We start from the raw sequence: 17787 nt of genomic DNA on the forward strand, positions 1-17787 counted from the left end.
GTCCTCTGATCTGGGTGAATGTGAAGGAAGGCTCAGCGCCGGTTGGTGAGGCGGGCGGCCAGATCACCGACGAGTTGGATGACCTGGACCAGTACCACGAGCGCGATGACCGTCGTGATCATCACGGTGTTGTCGAAACGGTTGTAGCCGTAGGCGATGGCGAGGTTGCCGATGCCGCCTGCGCCCACCGCTCCCGCGATCGCCGACATGTCGAGGATGCCGATCAGTGCGATGGTCAGGGCGCCGATGATCGTCGGGACCGCTTCGTGGAGTTGCACTTTGCGGATGATCTGAAAGTTCGACCCGGCCGAGGCCCGGCCCACTTCGACCACTTCGGGGGGAACGTCCCGCAGCGAATTCTCGATCAACCGCGCGACGTACGGTGTCGCGGCCAGGGTCATCGGAACCGCCGCGGCCTGCACCCCGAGCGAGGTGCCGACGACGAACCGGGTGAACGGAATGATGGCGGCCATCAGCACCAGGAAGGGGAGTGATCGACCGAGGTTGACCACCCAGCCCGCCACCGCGTTGACCGCCGGGTTGGGGAACAGCCCGCGGGGAGCGGTGTTGTGCAGGACGACCGCCAGCGGGGTGCCCAGCAGGATGGCCAGGATCACCGTGATCCCGACCATCTGCACGGTCTGCTGCAGGGCGGGGAGGAACAGCTCGGGAAGTTCCTCGACCGGAGTCGAGATGGCCAGGACGACACTGCCCGGGGCGCTCATGCCGCGGCCTCCTCCGTGGCCCGGGCGGATGCGGCGTCGTCGACCCGGGTTCCGTGCAGACCCCACGACGACAGCAGCTCGCCGACGGATGGATGCTCACCGGCCACCGAGATGGTGACCCGCCCCGCCGGGCGTCCGCCGACCGACTCCACGGTCCCGGACAGCACACCGATCGACCGGCCGGTGGCCTTGCCGAGAAGCTCGATCCAGTTGGTGGGAACGGTGTCGGAGCCGTAGGTGACGTGCCAGAGCACGTCCCGGTTCTCCGCAGTGATGTGCGAACGGTCGGGGAGGAGGCCGACGCCGAGTTCGGAGTGCGGATCCCGGAGGAGTTCGATCACCGGGCCCGATTCCACCACCCGCCCCGCGTCGAGGACGGTGACCACGTCCGCGACCTGCCGGACGACATCCATTTCGTGGGTGATCAGCACGATCGTCAGCCCCAGGTCGTCGCGCAGTTCGCGCAGCAACGCGAGGATGGAGCGCGTGGTATTGGGATCGAGCCCCGACGTTGCCTCGTCCGACACCAGGACCTTCGGAGCGAGTGCCAGCGAGCGGGCAATCCCCACCCGTTGCCGCTGCCCGCCGGACAGTTGCCGGGGGTAGAGGTCGGCCTTGTCGGACAGGCCCACCCGCTCGAGCAGTTCCTCCACCCGTGCCCGCCGCTCGGAGCGGCCCACACCGGCGAATTCGAGCGGCAGCGACACATTCTCGGCCGCCGTGCGACGGGCGAGGAGGCTCGACGCCTGGAAGATCGTGCCGATCGCGCGACGCTGATCCCGGAGCCGGCGTTCGGACAGCCCCGAGACGTCCGTGCCGTCGAGCAGTATGCGACCCTCGGACGGGCGCTCCAGCAGGCTGATGATGCGCGACAGCGTGGTCTTGCCCGCACCGCTCTGGCCGATCACGGCCGCGATCTGGCCGGTGCCGACGGAGAAGTCGATGTCGTGGAGAACTTCTACGGAACGGGACCTCTTCCCGAATCGCTTCGTGACGGAACGGACTTCGATCATGCTGTACCACCTGTGTCGGATGACGGCGCCTCGGGTCGGCCGTCGGGGCGGAATGCCGGCCCGCGGAAGGGCCGGTGGATTCCCGAAACGTTAGGCGTGAGTAAACGGAAAGTCATGCCTAAGAATCGACTTGATCAGAAGGACTGCTAGTTCTGCGCGCCCGGATAGACCGGACGGCGGTGCGCCGGTGCCGGCGCCGGATCGGGCAGCCGCAGCGTCGCCCGGAGCGATCGCTGCCGGTACCCGCGGGGCCGACTCGGCCTCGTCCACGCGGCGAAGCCGGCGTCGAGGTCGGTGACGGTGGCGATGTGACCATCCACCCCGGTGGCGTCGGGATCGTCGACGACGAACAGCAATGCGCGCTCACGCACCGCCGGCCCGTGACGGTCGACCTGACTGCCTTCCAGCACGACGATGTCGGAAACCTCGGCAGCAGAAACGATGTCGTCACCCTCCTGCGCCCACCACGCGACGGGAATCTTCTGCTGCGGCGGGGTGGGGACGTTGAGGGGGCCGGCGATGTCGAAGACCCCGCGGTGGTCGGCGTAGACGATCCGGTCGGAGTCCGCGAAACGCACGTCGTCCGGACGTCCACGGATCGTGTCGGCAGGCCAGCTCTCCCACAGAGTCCGGGAGGCGCGGATCGCATCGGTCGTGGCTGCGGGACTCGGCCCGGCATCGATCCAGACCCCCGCCGAAGCCAGGTTGCCCGGCGCCGATCGGTCTTCCCCACCGGTGAGCCAGCCGACCCGGCCGCGGCTGGTGTGATCGAGCGATGCGAGCCGGCGAGCCAGGTTGTACGGATGGTCGAGGTGGGGGACCGCAGTGACGAACACACCGACGTCGTCGGTGGCAGCGATCAGGGCTGCGGCGGACACGCTGGGGGACAGGGCGGCGGTGGGCCGGGGAGCGGTCCGCGACACCCGCTCGACGCCGAGCAGGACGAAGTCCGCGCCGGTGCGGGTGATGAATGCGGCGAGTTCGTCGACCCGGCCGCGGCGAATGGCGTCGACGAGCAGATGCTCACCGAGTGCGAGCCCGTAGAAGGTCCTGCTGCGCTGGATCACACTCATCGGAGGTCTCCCGTTGTCGGTTCGAGGGTCTGCTGTCGTGATGTCAAGGGGCATCTCCTGAGAAGAGGGTGGATGTCGCGAGGGCGAGGGAAGTCAGCCCCAGGACGACCAGCAACATCGATACGAACGCACTGCGCCGGAGGACACTGGACTGCGGATTCCGCGGGTCGTACCACAGCCAGAGGGACTGTCCGACAACGAATTCGCCCCTACCCGCGTCGGACAGCGAGGCGCCGAGTGCCGGACCGGGATCGAATGTCCTGCGCTGACCGACGAACTCGTCGCTTCCGACCCGATACGAGTAGGTGATCGACGGCCGTATGCCGACGATCGAGCACTCGGATCCGGTCCACGACCGGGACCTCCACAGCGCGAGGACGCCCGGAACCCCACGGAACAGGAGGAACGCACCCGCGATGACCCAGACGGTGATCACACGGGCGACGTTACGGCCCGGTCGGTGTGTCGTACAGCCTTCTCCGCAGCGTGAGCGGAACGCGAACCTGCGTGTTCCTGGCAGGCCGCAGGGGCTCGAATGGCATTGGCCGGCAGCCGGTTAGGAAGTTCGTTGAAATCAGGACGAGCGGAAGACTCGGATAACGGAGGGTCGACGGCCTACGGTTGCCGGGCAGGAAAACTTCGCAGAACCTCCACATCCGGCAGCATTTTCCGAAGGTGCGCGCAATGAGACCGAATTACTGGTACCTGGCGCGACGGGTGGGGCAGGCGTTCGTCGTGATCGCGCTGGCCTACACGCTCGTGTTCTTCGTACTCAACGTTCTTCCGGGCAATCCGATCGAATCGCAGATCAACAGTCCCGAGAACCCGATCTCGGCGGAGGACGCCGAAGTGCTCATCGCCTATTACAACCTCGACAAATCGGCGTTCGAACAGTTCGCGCTGTCCGTGCAGCGCCTGGTCGTGCACGGTGACCTCGGTTACTCGCTGACCTCCGGCAAATCTGTGGAACACCTGCTGTTCTCCGCCCTTCCCTCGACTCTGAAGCTGGCGTCCACGGCGTTGCTGCTCGCCATCGTGTTCGCGTTCGGCATCGCACTGACCGCGGTGTTCGCCAAGGCGGCGCGCATCCGTGAGGCCGCCCGCGCCATACCGGCGGCGTTTCTGTCGACACCGTCGTTCATCGTCGGGCTGCTGCTGCTCCAGTTCTTCGCGTTCGAGCTCGGCCTGGTCTCCGCCATCAGGGACGAGGGCGTGCGCTCGGTGATTCTGCCGGCAATCGCGCTGGCCATCCCCGTGTCCGCGCCCATCGCGCAGGTGCTCATCCAGGGACTGCAGAATGCGTCCGGTCAACCGTATGTCGACGTACTGCGGTCGAAGGGGCTGACGGAGAACCGGATCATCTTCCGGCACGTCCTCGGGAACGGCTCGATCCCGACGATCACGATCGTCGCCATCACGGTCGGGGAACTCCTCGCAGGGTCGGTCATCACCGAAACGGTGTTCTCCCGCATCGGAATCGGGTACCTCACCGAGCAGGCGGTCCGCAATCAGGACACCCCTGTCATTCAGGCGGTGGTGATCCTGGTGTCGGTCATCTTCGTGGTCGCGAACCTGCTCGCTGATCTCGCGTACCCGCTGATCGACCCCCGGATCTCCCTCACACCGGACAAGAAGGTGGTCACAGCATGAGTGTTCAGGCGACGGTCCCGAGCGCACCGGTCGTTCCTGCGCCGCGGCCGGCGTGGGTACGTCGGCACGGATTGACCGTCGGCGACGTCCTGTCCGTGGCGTTCCTGCTCCTGGTGCTGGCATGCATTCTCCTGCCGGGAGTGCTGGCACCCTTCGATCCGCTGGCGGAGTCCCCGGAGCATCCGCTGGAGGCGCCGAGTCTCGGACATCCGTTCGGAACCGACTACATCGGCCGCGACGTGCTCAGCCGGGTCATCCACGGGTCGGCCACCACGATCAGCGGTTCCGTCATCGCGGTGATCCTCGGACTGGTCGTCGGGAGTGTGCTCGGCCTGACCTCGGCGTACTTCGGCCGTGCCTACGACACAGCCGTCAGCCGTGTCGTCGACGTCCTGCTGTCCATTCCGGCTCTGCTGCTGGCGATCACCATCATCGTCGCGCTGGGCTTCGGAACGGTCAACGCCGCCATCGCCGTCGGCGTCTCCTCCGTCGCGATCTTCTGCCGATTGATGCGCTCGGAGGTCCTCACGATCAAACACCAGCCATTCGTCGAGGCAAGTGAGCATCTCGGCGCCAACAAGATCTGGCTGCTGGGACGCCACATTCTCCCCAACGCCTACTCCTCGGTGCTGTCCCTGGCGGCGCTGCAGTTCGGCTCCGCGATCCTCTCCATCGCGGCACTGAGTTTCCTCGGATACGGCGCGCAGCCGCCGAATCCGGAATGGGGCCTTCTCATCGCGGAAGGCCGCAATTACATCGCCACCGCGCCGTGGTTGGTGGCGTTCCCGAGCGTGGTCATCATTCTGACCGTGCTCAGTGTCGGCAAATTGAGTCACATCGTCCGGAAGCAGGTGGGTTGATGACAGCGGTCGCGGAAGCAGCGGCCACGAGTTCTGCCGGGCGGCGCGGCAACGGTCCCTTGATCGTTGCGAGGTCGCTGCACATCGAATACGCGTCCGAAGCGTCGCACCTCCCCGCCGTACAGGTGGTGGACGACGTGAGCTTCCAACTCGAGCGCGGGCAGACGCTCGCCGTCGTCGGCCAGTCGGGTTCGGGGAAGACCACCATCGCGCGGGCGGCCATCGGACTCCTCCCGTCACACGGCCGGATCTCGTCCGGGAGCGTGCACATCCTCGGACGGGACGTGACCCGGTACGAACAGAAGCAGTGGCGCGACCTGCGCGGCGGCACCATCGGATACGTGCCGCAGGATCCGCTCGGTTCGCTCGACCCACTGCAACGCGTCGGCGACCAGGTGGCGGAGACGCTCCTCGTGCACGGGCGGGCCACCCGCCGGGACGTGCGGTCGAAGGTGACCCGCCTGCTCGACCGCGTGGGTATCCGCAATCCCGCCGAACGCGCGCGGTCCTACCCCCACCAACTGTCCGGCGGCCAGCTGCAACGCGTCCTCATCGCGATCGCGATCGCCGTCGAGCCCGCGGTCCTGGTCGCGGACGAACCGACGTCGGCGCTCGACGTCACCGTGCAGAAACGCATTCTCGATCTCCTGGCCGACCTGCAGGACGAACTGGGCCTCGGCATCCTGTTCATCACCCACGACCTGGCGCTGGTGCGTGAGCACAGTGATTCGGTTCTGGTCCTCAACGAGGGCCGCGTCCGTGAGGCCGGACCCGCGAGTGAGGTCCTCGACCACCCGACGGACCCCTACACCGTCACACTGATGAGTGATGCGCCCGCGCTCTCACCCGGCAAGTACGCCCACCGGCGCGCCGTTGCGGACCTGTCCGCGACACCGTTGCTCGAAGTGCGGAATCTGACGAAGACGTTCGCGACAGGCAGACGGGGCAAGGGGCAGGCGTCCACGGTGGCCGCACTCGACTCGGTGTCGTTCTCCGTCGCCCGCGGCAGCACGCACGCGCTGGTCGGTGAGTCGGGCTCCGGGAAGACCACGACCGCGCGAATCATCGCAGGACTCAGCACGTTCGACTCCGGTGAGGTGTTCGTCGACGGGCGGCCCCTGAAGACCGACCCGCGGTCGTACCGCCAGAACGCCCGACTGCTGCAGACGGTGCAACAGAATCCTCTGGCCGCGATGGACCCCCGCTACACCATTGCCGACGTGATCGAGGAGCCCCTGCGCATCGTCGGATCGGGTGATCGGGCGAGCCGGCACTCCGCGGTGCGTGACGTCCTCGATCGGGTCGCGCTGCCGTCCGACGTGCTCGGGCGGAGGCCGCTGGAGATCTCGGGAGGTCAACGTCAACGGGTGGTGCTGGCGCGCGCACTCGTCCTGGCACCGCAGATCCTGGTGCTCGACGAGCCGACGTCCGCGCTGGACGTCACGGTACAGGCGCAGATCGTCGACCTTCTGGTGGACCTGCAGACGCAACTCGGTTTGACGTACCTGTTCATCTCGCACGACCTCAGCCTGGTCCGCCAGATCTCCGACACGGTGACCGTGCTCGAACACGGCCGCCTCGTCGAGTCCGGTTCGATCACCGAGGTTTTCGGCAACCCGGCCGACCCGTACACGGCGCGACTGATCGACGCGGTCCCCGGCAGGATTCCGCTCACGGTGTGACTGCTGCCGCCCAGAGAATTCGATGCCACTTCACACAACCCGGAGGTTCACGGCTCATGGCACGCAGGTTCGGACGCTTCCGCCTCGCGGCGTGCATCGCGGCGACGGCGGTGGTGGTGGCGTCCTGCAGTCAGGCGCACGGCGCCACCGAAACGGGATCGCAGGTCAAGCAGGGGGGAGACCTGGTGTATCTCGACGCCGAGGTGACGGCGTCGATGCAGATCCAGGTGTCGTACTGGCAGAACAGCCTGGTCAAGGATCAGCTTCTCGACAGGCTGGTGTACCAGGATCCGGAGACCTTCGAGTTCGTGCCGTGGATCGCGCGGAGCTGGACCGTCGACGAACCCGGAACCACCTACCAGTTCGTCATCCGGGACGGCGTCACCTACAGCGACGGCACTCCGCTCGACGCGGCCAGCGTGAAACGCAACATCGAATGGCTGGCCGAGGGCGACAAGCCGAAGGGGATTCCCCGCAACGCCTGGTTCCCGAAGGTGACGGCGGTCGACACCGATGCGGCCGCCCGCACCGTCACCGTGCACCTCGCGGAACCGAACGCCCCGTTCCTGGCAGCGTTGTCGATGAACACGGCAGGCCTCGTCGCGGACGCAACGATCGACGCGAGCAAGGAAGATCAATCGGTGGTGACCAATCTGATCGGCAGCGGCCCCTTCGTCGCGGAGTCGGAGATTCCGAACAAGGAGATCCGACTCGTCAAACGCCGCGGATACGACTGGGCGCCCGCCACCGCGAATCACCAGGGTGAGGCGTACCTCGATTCGGTCACGGTGGTGCCCATCGAGGAGGACAGCATCCGCGTGGGCGCGTTGCGCTCCGGGGAGGGCGACGCCCTCCGCTACACCCAGCCGCCGGACGAAGCCCTGTTGCAGAAGGAGGGTTTCACCGTTCTAGGCCTGCGCACTCCGGGTCTGGCCAACGTCCTGGACGTGCGTCAGACCGCCGATTTCGTCGACGACGTCAACGTTCGCAAGGCCGTGATGTACGGGATCGACCGGGACCAGATCGTGTCCACGCTGTACTCGGACAACTGGAAGCCCGCGAACAGCATCATCACCGAGGGCGCGCTGGGGTGGAAGGACCGTTCCGACGAGGTGCGATTCGACCCGGACGAGGCGAATCGCCGGCTCGACGCGTCGGGGTGGACCACGCGGAACGCGGACGGGATCCGGGAGAAGGACGGAAGGCAACTCGAACTCAGCCTGTACATCGACGTCTACGACCACACGTCGAAACCGTTGTACGAACTCGTGCAGCGTCAGCTCCGTGCGGTCGGAATCTCGCTGCAGCTGAGGCAGACCGACTTCGCGAACTATCCGAAAGCGACCGCGGATCCGAAACTGAGCCTGCGCCGGAACGGGTGGCCCACGGCCGACACCTTCCGGCTGACCCAGAACTACGACAGCGACCAGGGTGATCTGTTCCAGCTCGAAGGCAACGACCCGTATCTCGACGGCCTGCTCCGTTCGCAGGTCACCGAGACCGACCGGACCAAGCGGATCGCGTTGATCGAACAGATCCAGGATCACGTGATCGACAACGCCTACACGATCCCCCTGCTGCTGGATACCCAGATCTTCGCCGTCGCCCCGCACATCCACGACTTCCGCAATGCGGCCAACTCCGTGCCCTGGTTCTACGACACGTGGACGGAACTCAAGTGAGTGCTGTTGTGGGACAACATGCGTCCAGAATCAGAGTGAGCGCAACGCTCGTCCCGTGAGCGATGCTCTGGGAGGGTTACGACTATCGCGGAAAGGGGAACCGTCATGAGCCGTCATTCCGTCGTCGGACTGCACGTCGACGCCGCCGTCGTCACCGAACTTCTCGACCCGAGGTGGCCGGCGCGACGAGAGGAGTTCGGGCGCAGCATCGACGAGTCGGGAATCGACTTCGTCGTTCTCGGCGGTGACCGCCTGGACGCGGGGGAATCGAGTGACGCGACGATCGATGCGACCGTGGCCGCCACCGTCCTGGCTCGTCACACGACGTCGGTCGGACTGGTGGTCGCCGGTGCTCCCGTCCGCGATCATCCCTTCAATCTCGCGCGACGGCTCGGGTCGCTCGACCACGGATCCCACGGCAGGGTCGGATGGCTCATCGGGTCAGGCCCGGTGGACGCCGCGGTCGACGCCGTGTCGGTCGTCCGGAAGTTGTGGGAGAGCTGGCCGGCCGACAGCATCGTCGACGATGCCGAGCGCGGCATCTTCGCGGAATCCGACCGGATCGTCTACATCGATCACGCGGGTACGTTCTCCGTGTCGGGCCCGCTCAACGTCCCCGAACCACCGCAACGCAAGCCGCCCGTCTTCTGGCGCCCCTCGACCGCGGCCGAATTGGTGGCGGCGCGGCGCACGGCCGACGCCGTGATCCTCGCGGACGAGGATGCGGCGCGACGCTATCGGGCGCACTTCGACCCCGATGCCGCCCGTGACCAGGTGTTGCTGGTCGACCGGCAATGGACGCCCGGCGGCGTTTCCTCTCTGGCGACGGAAGCCGACGGGGTGGTCTTCCGGGGAGCCACCACGACCACCGTGCCCGCCCTGCTCGACGCGGTACGGCGGGAGCCGATCCTCCGGGACCCGCGGCGCACCCTGCGTGACCGTCTGGGCCTGCAGACGGCGGAGACCGTACTGTCCGGCGGCCGCAGCGCGTTCCCGGTCAGCTGAGCATTCCACCGAAGACAGGAGATTCACCATGACAGCGGTATCCGAGGCCCCCGCACCGGAGGCGGTGCGTCCACCTGCCCGCGGCTCCGCCGAACTGGCGGCCGTGATCGCCGAGATTGCCGAGGACGCCGCGCGGCGGCGGGCCCGTGGCGGGACCGAAGGACCGCGGCGGGCCGTCGAGTTGATCCGCGAACACCGGCTCGGGGCCGTGCGTGTGCCACGGGAACACGGCGGCGGTGGCTATACGTTGCAGGATCTCTTCGATCTGGTGATCGACCTCGCCGAGGCCGATCCCGATGTGCCACACGTCATCCGGGTCCACTATGCCTTCGTCGAGGAAGTGCTGCGGGTCCCGCGCACCGAACGCAAGGACGCATGGTTGCCGGAGATCCTGTCGGGCAAACTGTTCGGTGGCGCATCCTCGGAGCTGAGCACCCGCGCCGTCGGCTCCTACAGCTTCGAATCCACACTGACACCGCATCCCGGCGGGTATCGCCTCGACGGGGTCAAGTTCTACAGCACGGGTTCGCTGTACTCCGATTTCATCCGGGTCTCCGCCAACCTCCCGGACGGCAAGGCGCTCAGCGCCATCGTTCCCGCCGACCGGGCGGGGATCGCCCACAAGGACGACTGGGACGGGATCGGCCAGCGCCACACCGGCAGCGGGACGACGGTGTTCGAGAACGTCGCCGTCGACAAGTCCGAGACGCTGCCGTTCCGAGGCGGCGACGAGGAGGCCCGGCCGCGGCAGGCCCTTCCCCAGTTGTACCTGCACGCGATCGCCGCGGGCATCCTCCGCACCGTCACGACCGAGTCCGCCGAGCTGATCCGCGGCCGGCGGCGCAGCTTCGTGTTCGCTGTCGCCGAGGAACCACGGCACGACCCACAGTTGCTCGAGATCGTCGGCACGCTCTCCGCGGCGGCCTTCGCGGCGGAGTCCGTTGTCCGGGCCGCCGCGGCAGCACAGGATGTGGCCGCGGACGTCGCGCGCACGTCCGGCGTCGACACGAGGCTCGAGCAGGACGCCGCGGTACTGGCTGCCAAGGTGAAGGTGTCCATCGAGGACATCGCGCTCCGGGCAGCCACCCGGTTGTTCGAGGTCGGCGGCGCCTCCGCCACCCGGGAGTCGGCGCACCTGGACCGGCACTGGCGCAACCTGCGAACCCTGTTCTCCCACAACCCGACGGTGTACAAGGCGCGGGTGATCGGCGACCTCGTGGTCAACGAGACACCGCTGCCCGACACCGGTTACTTCTGATTCGGAAGGCACTGCCGTGAGTAGCTCCCGACGCCAACTGGTGCTCAATGTGAACGTGCTCGACGTGGGGATCGCCCCCGGAGCGTGGACGCTCGACGACGTGCACGCGCACTCCTTCGTCGATCTCGACCACTTCACCAGGGTCGCCCAGACCGCCGAGCGTGGCACCCTCGACGCGTTCTTCCTCGCCGACGGTCCCGGGTTCTGGGAGAACCCCCGGGTGAAGCCGACCCGGGCGCTGGAACCGTCGGTGATCCTGGCGGCCGTGGCGACGGCCACCGAGAACCTGGGCCTGATCGGGACCGCCTCCACCACGTTCAACGACCCGCGTGATCTCGCCGAACGCTTCCTCTCCCTCGACTACCTCAGCGGCGGCCGGGTGGCGTGGAACGTGGTCACCACGTATTCGCCGACGGCGGCAGCCAATTTCGGATTCGACCAGATCCCGGACCGCGACTACCGCTATCGCCGTGCCGAGGCGTTCGTCGGCGTGGTGACCGCGCTGTGGGAGAGCGCCCGGAGCGGTGTCCCGGTGTCGCACCACAGCGAGTTCTTCGACGTCGACGGAGTGCTGCGGGTGCCGCCGTCGGGGCAGGGGCAGCCGCCCCTCATCCAGGCGGGCGGGTCACCGGCCGGGCGTGACCTCGCCGGACGTACCGCACACGGCGTCTTCTCCGCGGAGCTGACGCTCGACGCCGGGCGCAGGCACTACAAGCACGTCAAGGACGTGGCGCGTGCGGCCGGCCGCAATCCCGACGACGTGAAGATCCTGCCCGGGCTGATCACGGTGATCGGCTCGACCGAAGCGGAGGCTGTCGCTCGACACGAGCAACTCCGTGCCCACGTCCCCGCGCAGTTCGGCTGGGACCGGCTGAGCCTGACCCTCGGCGTCCCGCTCGCGGAACTCGACCTCCACAAGCCGATCCCGGCGTCGCTGCTGGCCGGGCCACCCGACCCGGCGACGTTCGCGGGTTCCCTCGGGTTCCGCGAATCAGTGGTCGGGCTGGCGCGTGAGCGGAATCTGACCGTGGCCCAGCTTCTCCGCGAGTTGGACGGCGGTGGCGGGCACCGCGCCGTGATCGGCACACCGGGACAGGTGGCCGACACCATCGAGGCGTGGTTCCGCGCCGAGGCTGCCGACGGATTCAACCTGATGCCCGACGCGTTCCCGTCCGGACTCGACACCTTCGTCGACGAAGTGGTGCCCCTGCTCCGCAAGCGGGGGCTCTTCCGCCACGAATACGCGGAGAAGACCCTGCGTGAGCGCTTCGCGGTGCCGCTTCCCGAGTACGGCACCGCGCGGTCGGCCTGAGTTCGTTCAGACGGTAAGGAGGGGCTCGTGACGTCACCGCGTTCGGGCTCGCAGGCGGTGGAACGGGCGATCGCGGTACTCGCCTGCTTCGAGGGGGCCACCGACCTGACCGTCAGTGCTCTCGCCGCCCGCACCGGGTTGGCCGTCAGCACCGCGTATCGCATCGTGCAGGCCCTCGTCCGCGGCGGACTGCTCGAGCGCGACGAGCGGACCGACTGCTACCGGGTGGGGCCCAGCCTGATCTCCCTCGCCGTACCGTCGCTGGGGCGTCTCGACGCCGAATCGTTCGCCCCGCACCTGTATTCGCTCGCCGCGCATGTGAAGCTGACGGCCAGCCTCGGGGTCGCGAAGGACGATGTCGCGGTCACCGTCTTCTCGGCGCGCCCACCCGAACGGTTCTGCACGCATCAGCTGCCCGGGGCACGTCAACCGCTGCAGAGCAGCGCGATGGGGATGGCGATTCTGGCGTTCGGAACGCCGTCGGCACGGCGAAGCAGTTCGGTGGCGGCGTCCTCGGATCTCGAACGGGTCCGGCGGCTGGGTTACGCCGCGGCCTTCTCCTCGGAGAACCGGGACGTGCTCGCCGTCGCGGTTCCCGTTCTCGACGCCGAGGGTCGGCCCCGTGGCGCGTTGGGGGTGCAGGCGCTGCGCCGGCGACTCACCGACGATCTGGTGCGGGAGATCGTGCCGCCGATGCGCGGCGTCGCGGCGCGGATCGGTGCGGGCGCCGGATCTGCGTTTCCCGCGTTCCGGTAGGGAAAAACTCAGGGTGAACCTTTTTCGCATTGTGAAAATACCGTTGTAGCACCGTGGTTCGGGATTCGATGATGATCGCGACGTATCGATTCAGCCCGAAACCAGGAGTACTCATGACACTCACCACCGCCGCGCCCGCGAACTCGGATCAGACCGCCGACACCGCGCTCGAGGTCCGTCCCGTCGCCGGGCACATCGGCGCCGAGATCTCCGGAATCGACCTCCGGAAAGAACTGGCCGACAACGAGGTAGCGCAGGTACGCGACGCCCTGCACCGCTACAAGGTCGTGTTCTTCCGCGACCAGGAGATCGGGCACGCCGAACAGATCGCGTTCTCGCGGAAGTTCGGTGACGTGACGCCGTCGCATCCGTACGACGACGAAGCCCCCGAAGGTTTCCCGCAGATCCTCGCCGTCGACAGCCGCAAGTACGAGAAGCGCTTCGGGCGCAAGAAGTACAGCTACGACAACAAGTGGCACACCGATGTCACCGCGCTGATCAACCCGCCTGCCGGCACGATCCTGCGCGCACACATCGTCCCGGAACAGGGCGGCGACACCCAGTGGACGAACCTCGTCGCCGCATACGAGGGTCTGCCGGACTCGCTGAAGGGCCTCGTCGACGGGCTCCGTGCCGAGCACCGGTTCGGTGGACGGCACCCGCAGTGGGCCGAGGACAGCAGCTACGCCCAGAAGACGCGGGAGAACCCGCTCGTCACCGAACACCCGGTGGTCCGCGTGCACCCGGTGACGGGGGAGCGGGCACTGTTCGTGACGCCCGGTTTCACCAGCCGCATTGTCGGGGTCTCGCCGTCGCAGAGCGACCGCCTGCTGGACCTGCTGTTCGCCGAGGTGACGAATCCCGCGTACACGGTGCGGTTCCGCTGGGCGCCGGGCAGCCTCGCGTTCTGGGACAACCGTGCCACCGCCCACCTCGCGCCCACCGACCTCGACCACCTCGACGTCACCCGCGTCCTCTACCGCACCACCCTCGAGGGCGACGTTCCCGTCGGCCCCGACGGCAAGGAGTCCACCTCCATCGCCGGTGCGGCCTTCCGCGGCGAGAAGTAGGCGCTACGCGCCCGTGCGCGGTTGGCGAGTCTCTGGACTCGTCGGCCGCGCACAGAACCAAGGAGACAACAGAAATGACAGTTATCGACGACCGTCCCGGTGTCGCCACCGAGCTCCGCATCGCCCCCATCGCCGGCTACATCGGCGCGGAGGTCAGCGGTGTGGATCTCGCGGGTGACCTGGACGAGGCCACCGCCGCACGACTGCGGCAGGCGTTGCTCGACCACAAGGTGCTGTTCCTCCGCGACCAGCCTCTCGACCATGCGGCCCAGATCCGGTTCTCCCGTCACTAGAAGCGGTGGGAGGCGGCTCCGCCGCCCGTGCGTGGTTTGTGAGTCTCTGGACTCGTCAACCACTCACGGGCTGCGGAGTGACCGGCGGACGGCGTCGGCGAAGGACGTCGGGTCGTGGATCAGCCAGCCGTGACCGCCCGTCACGGTGAGGACGGGCGGATTGCGGAGTGCCTTCCGCATCGACTCGAAACTGGCGAGAGGAATCGTCCGGTCCCCGCGACCCCAGACGAGGGACACCGGTAGGCCCCGGTCGGCGAGGACGCCCAGTTCGTGGCGCAGGTCCGCCCGTCTCGCCAGGTGTGCCGTACGCCACACCGCCCCCGGATCCCGCAGCGTGTTGGGCAGGAAACCGTTGACGAGCGACGCCGTCGTGTGCGCGATGGTCCGGATCGACAGCGCCTCACCCAGCGCCGACGCGCCCCAGTCCCACAGTGGCCGCTCGCCGATGGGCCGGATTCCCCAGCCGTCGGACGACCAGGCGCCACCGCCGACCGAGTTGACGAGCACCAGGCGCGCGACCCGCTCCGGGAGGTCGTGGGCGGTCTGAATGGCGACGCCCCCACCGAAGGAGTGGCCGACCAGTGTCACCGGCTCGCTGATTCCCGCGTCGTCGAGGAACCGTCCCAGCCAGGCCGCGTAACCGGCGAAGGTCCGGGCCTCGGGCGGATGGTCAGGAGTTCCGCCGAATCCGGGCAGCGTCGGAGTGACGACGCGATGCCCCTGCTGGGCGAGCATCGACAGGCTGCGGCCGTACACCCGCGGGGTGAGCCCCCAGCCGTGCAGGAAGACGACGGGCGAGCCACGCCGCACGACTGTGAGGGTCGCGGCGTCCGCACCTGCGGGTTCCCCGAAGATCTCGGGTTCTGAGTTCTGGGTCAGTGACACGCACAACAGCGTGGACGACGCGCATGCCTCCGGTAACGGGCCGAATTGCCTGAAGGCATACCTGTTTTTGACGTTTCGTGACGGACCGGTCGGTTCGAGATCGGATTGTTATATACCTGGATTGCGAAAACAGGTATGTGTATGGGCCATTCGGCCGTTGTCCGCTGAGTCCGTGACCGGGATGTTATCTAACGTCTCGTCCGAGCGGCACCGATGTCGCCGGATTCTCATGAATCGAAGGACTCAGCTCAATGGCCAAGCATAGATTGCGTCGGGGCAATCGTCTGCAGTTTTCGACCGGCGGTCTTCTGATCGCCGCCGGTGTGGGAGTGGGAGCGTTTCTGCTTCCCGTTGCTCCCGCTGCAGCGGAGCCGATCACGATCCCAGGTATTGGGACGTTCGAGGTACCAGGCATACCACCAGTGCCTCCGGCTCCGGCTCCGGCTCCGAACCCAGGGCCCCTCCCGGGACCCCTGCCTGCCCCGCCGGCGTTGCCGTCCACGCACGGCACGCAGGCTCTCGCGGCCGCCGAATCGAAGATCGGATCGCCGTACGTCTGGGGTGCCACCGGGCCGAACGCCTTCGATTGCTCGGGTCTGGTCCAGTGGGCGTACAAGCAGGCGGGCATCTCGGTGCCCCGCACCACCTACGACCAGGTGAACGGGGGAACACCCGTCGACAAGGGCAGCCTGCAGCCGGGTGACCTCGTCCTGTTCAACGGGGCGCAGCACGTCGGGCTCTACGCCGGGAACGGCACGGTCGTCCACGCGCCCACCTCCGGGCAGCCCGTGAAGCAGGCGCCCCTCGATTCGATGCCGTTCTACGCGGCGCGCCGGTACTAGGCGGCTCCGCCGCCCGTGCGTGGTTAACGAGTCTCTGCACTCGCAAACCACGCACGGGGCGCGAAGCGCCCTACGAGTTGCGGATCAGATCCGACGCCCGCTCACCGATGAGGACGGAGGGTGCGTGGGTGTGCCCGCGGATGATGGCGGGCATGATCGACGCGTCGGCGACGCGCAGTTTGTCGACCCCTCGGACCCGCAGGTCGGGCGTGACGACACTCGCGTCGTCGTTGCCCATCCGGCACGTCCCGACCGGGTGGTAGAGCGTGTGGGCGTTCTCCTGCAGCGCCCGGTCGAGGATCTCGTCGAGTGGCGTGCTCGGCGTGACCGCCGGGCGAATCATGTTGCCGAGCCGCGACTTCAGCGCCGGCGCCGATGCGAGGGCGTCGCACAGGCGCAGTCCTTCGAGCATCGCCCGCCGGTCGACTCCGCCGCTGTCGCTGAGGTAGCGGGGATCGATGATCGGCTTGGCGAGGGGGTCCGCCGACTGCAGTGAGATCTCGCCTCGACTCTCGGGTTTCAGGAGGATGGTGCCGATGACCGCGGCGTGACCGGTCGCCGGGATGAGGCCCTCGTCGAAGAACGGCGCCGGCCCGAAGATCATCTCGAGGTCGGGCAGTGCCAGATCGTCGCGACTGCGCGTGAAACCGTACGCCTCGGCGACATTCGACGTGAGCATGCCCCGGCGACGGGTCAGGTAGTTGAGCAGCTCGGGGACCTTCTCCGCGGCGAACAGCGAATCCGAGTCGACGCTGTAGCCGAGGAACGACACCAGGTGATCGAGCAGATTCTTCCCGACCTCCGGCAGGTGCTGCTGCACTGCGATTCCGTGCTCACGCAGTTGTGTCTCGTCGCCGATCCCCGACAGCATGAGGAGTTGCGGGGAGTTGATCGCCCCGCCGGCGAGGATCACTTCCTTCGCGGCGCGGATGGTGCGTCGCACCCCGTCCTTCTCGTACTCGACGCCGACGGCCGCGGAACCCTCGAACAGAACCCGGGTGGCGTGGGCGCCGGTGAGGACGGTCAGATTCTTCCGTTTCAGCGCCGGCCGGAGGTAGGCGTCGGCGGTGCTCCACCGCGCGCCCCGCTTCTGGGTGACCATGGTCTGTGAGAAGCCCTCGGGGCGAGTGGTGTTCGCCCGCTCGACGGGGTAGCCGGTCTCCTCGGCCGCCGCGAGGAACGACCCGGTGAGCGCGCGGGGGCTCCGCTGGTGCGCGACGACGATCGGTCCGCCGGTTCCGCTGTCGGCGTCCGACGCGTCCTGCACGTCCTCGATGCGGCGGAAGTACTTGACCACTTCCTTGAACGACCAGGAGTCGTCGGTGAGTTCGGCCCACTCGTCGTAGTCGGCGGCGAATCCACGCACCCACATCATCGCGTTCATCGAGGACGAGCCGCCGAGCATCTTGCCACGCGGCCAGTAGATCGTCCTCCCGCCGAGCCCGGGTTGCGGCTCGGTCAGGTAGTCCCAATCCATCTCACTGCGAAACAGTTTCGAGAACGCGGCGGGGATGTGCGCGAACTTGTCCTTGTCCTCACCACCGGCCTCGAGGACCACGACCGCGCTGCCGGAGTCGGCGCTGAGCCGGTCGGCCAGCACGGCACCTGCCGAACCCGACCCCACGATCACGTAGTCGGCCACAGACAGTTCCTGATTCATCGTTCATCTCCAGTTCGACGG

At 67.6% G+C, this 17787-nt stretch carries 17 protein-coding genes; 11 read left to right on the forward strand and 6 right to left on the reverse strand.

Annotation, left to right across the window (positions count from 1 at the left end; genetic code table 11):
- Positions 1-32: 32 nt before the first annotated feature.
- The 4 genes from WKC72_RS14335 to WKC72_RS14350 form a co-directional block, all read right to left on the reverse strand.
- Positions 33-725 (reverse strand): methionine ABC transporter permease, encoded by a 693-nt coding sequence (locus WKC72_RS14335; protein WP_037226844.1) that lies wholly within the window; start codon positions 723-725, stop codon positions 33-35.
- Positions 722-1738 (reverse strand): methionine ABC transporter ATP-binding protein, encoded by a 1017-nt coding sequence (locus WKC72_RS14340; protein WP_128641702.1) that lies wholly within the window; start codon positions 1736-1738, stop codon positions 722-724. The genes WKC72_RS14335 and WKC72_RS14340 overlap by 4 nt, the downstream gene beginning before the upstream one ends.
- 146 nt (positions 1739-1884) lie before the next feature.
- Positions 1885-2811 carry an LLM class flavin-dependent oxidoreductase gene (locus tag WKC72_RS14345; RefSeq protein WP_370183046.1) on the reverse strand — a complete coding sequence of 309 codons (927 nt, stop codon included), beginning with the start codon at positions 2809-2811 and terminating at the stop codon, positions 1885-1887.
- 43 nt (positions 2812-2854) lie between these two features.
- Positions 2855-3247, reverse strand: coding sequence for a DUF3592 domain-containing protein (locus WKC72_RS14350; RefSeq protein ID WP_112298789.1), 393 nt, complete (start codon positions 3245-3247; stop codon positions 2855-2857).
- A 248-nt stretch (positions 3248-3495) separates the two neighbouring features.
- On the opposite strand from WKC72_RS14350, the gene WKC72_RS14355 reads away from it, so the two are divergent.
- From WKC72_RS14355 to WKC72_RS14400, 10 genes are all read left to right on the forward strand, one after another.
- Entirely contained in the window at positions 3496-4461 is a 966-nt protein-coding gene (locus tag WKC72_RS14355) for an ABC transporter permease (protein WP_370183047.1), read from the forward strand.
- The gene (locus tag WKC72_RS14360) at positions 4458-5321 is read left to right on the forward strand and encodes an ABC transporter permease (protein WP_174233744.1); all 864 of its coding nucleotides are present in this window, start codon (positions 4458-4460) and stop codon (positions 5319-5321) included. The genes WKC72_RS14355 and WKC72_RS14360 overlap by 4 nt, the downstream gene beginning before the upstream one ends.
- Positions 5321-7003, forward strand: coding sequence for an ABC transporter ATP-binding protein (locus WKC72_RS14365; RefSeq protein ID WP_245973454.1), 1683 nt, complete (start codon positions 5321-5323; stop codon positions 7001-7003). The genes WKC72_RS14360 and WKC72_RS14365 overlap by 1 nt, the downstream gene beginning before the upstream one ends.
- A 56-nt stretch (positions 7004-7059) precedes the next feature.
- A complete protein-coding gene (locus WKC72_RS14370; RefSeq protein WP_268789864.1) occupies positions 7060-8685 on the forward strand; it encodes an ABC transporter substrate-binding protein in 1626 nt (541 codons plus the stop codon).
- A 105-nt stretch (positions 8686-8790) separates the two neighbouring features.
- On the forward strand, positions 8791-9690 hold the full coding sequence (locus tag WKC72_RS14375) for an LLM class flavin-dependent oxidoreductase (RefSeq protein ID WP_370183049.1): 900 nt from the start codon (positions 8791-8793) through the stop codon (positions 9688-9690).
- A 28-nt stretch (positions 9691-9718) separates the two neighbouring features.
- The gene (locus WKC72_RS14380) at positions 9719-10948 is read left to right on the forward strand and encodes an acyl-CoA dehydrogenase family protein (RefSeq protein WP_370183050.1); all 1230 of its coding nucleotides are present in this window, start codon (positions 9719-9721) and stop codon (positions 10946-10948) included.
- A gap of 16 nt (positions 10949-10964) precedes the next feature.
- Positions 10965-12260 carry an LLM class flavin-dependent oxidoreductase gene (locus WKC72_RS14385; protein ID WP_370183051.1) on the forward strand — a complete coding sequence of 432 codons (1296 nt, stop codon included), beginning with the start codon at positions 10965-10967 and terminating at the stop codon, positions 12258-12260.
- Positions 12261-12287: 27 nt separating this feature from the next.
- Positions 12288-13016, forward strand: a complete 729-nt coding sequence (locus WKC72_RS14390) for an IclR family transcriptional regulator (RefSeq protein ID WP_370183053.1) — start codon at positions 12288-12290, stop codon at positions 13014-13016.
- A gap of 113 nt (positions 13017-13129) precedes the next feature.
- Positions 13130-14086 (forward strand): TauD/TfdA family dioxygenase, encoded by a 957-nt coding sequence (locus WKC72_RS14395; RefSeq protein WP_112298783.1) that lies wholly within the window; start codon positions 13130-13132, stop codon positions 14084-14086.
- A 74-nt stretch (positions 14087-14160) separates the two neighbouring features.
- Positions 14161-14379, forward strand: coding sequence for a TauD/TfdA dioxygenase family protein (locus tag WKC72_RS14400; RefSeq protein WP_370183054.1), 219 nt, complete (start codon positions 14161-14163; stop codon positions 14377-14379).
- Between the two features lie 63 nt (positions 14380-14442).
- Here WKC72_RS14400 and WKC72_RS14405 read toward each other — a convergent pair whose 3' ends face one another.
- On the reverse strand, positions 14443-15270 hold the full coding sequence (locus WKC72_RS14405) for an alpha/beta fold hydrolase (protein WP_370183055.1): 828 nt from the start codon (positions 15268-15270) through the stop codon (positions 14443-14445).
- Between the two features lie 245 nt (positions 15271-15515).
- Here WKC72_RS14405 and WKC72_RS14410 point away from each other — a divergent pair, with 245 nt between their 5' ends.
- Entirely contained in the window at positions 15516-16106 is a 591-nt protein-coding gene (locus tag WKC72_RS14410) for a C40 family peptidase (RefSeq protein ID WP_370183057.1), read from the forward strand.
- A 70-nt stretch (positions 16107-16176) separates the two neighbouring features.
- Here WKC72_RS14410 and WKC72_RS14415 read toward each other — a convergent pair whose 3' ends face one another.
- Positions 16177-17766, reverse strand: a complete 1590-nt coding sequence (locus WKC72_RS14415) for a GMC family oxidoreductase (protein WP_037226866.1) — start codon at positions 17764-17766, stop codon at positions 16177-16179.
- Positions 17767-17787 lie beyond the last annotated feature (21 nt).

Source organism: Rhodococcus wratislaviensis, from assembly GCF_041228765.1.
Lineage (GTDB): Bacteria > Actinomycetota > Actinomycetes > Mycobacteriales > Mycobacteriaceae > Rhodococcus_F > Rhodococcus_F wratislaviensis.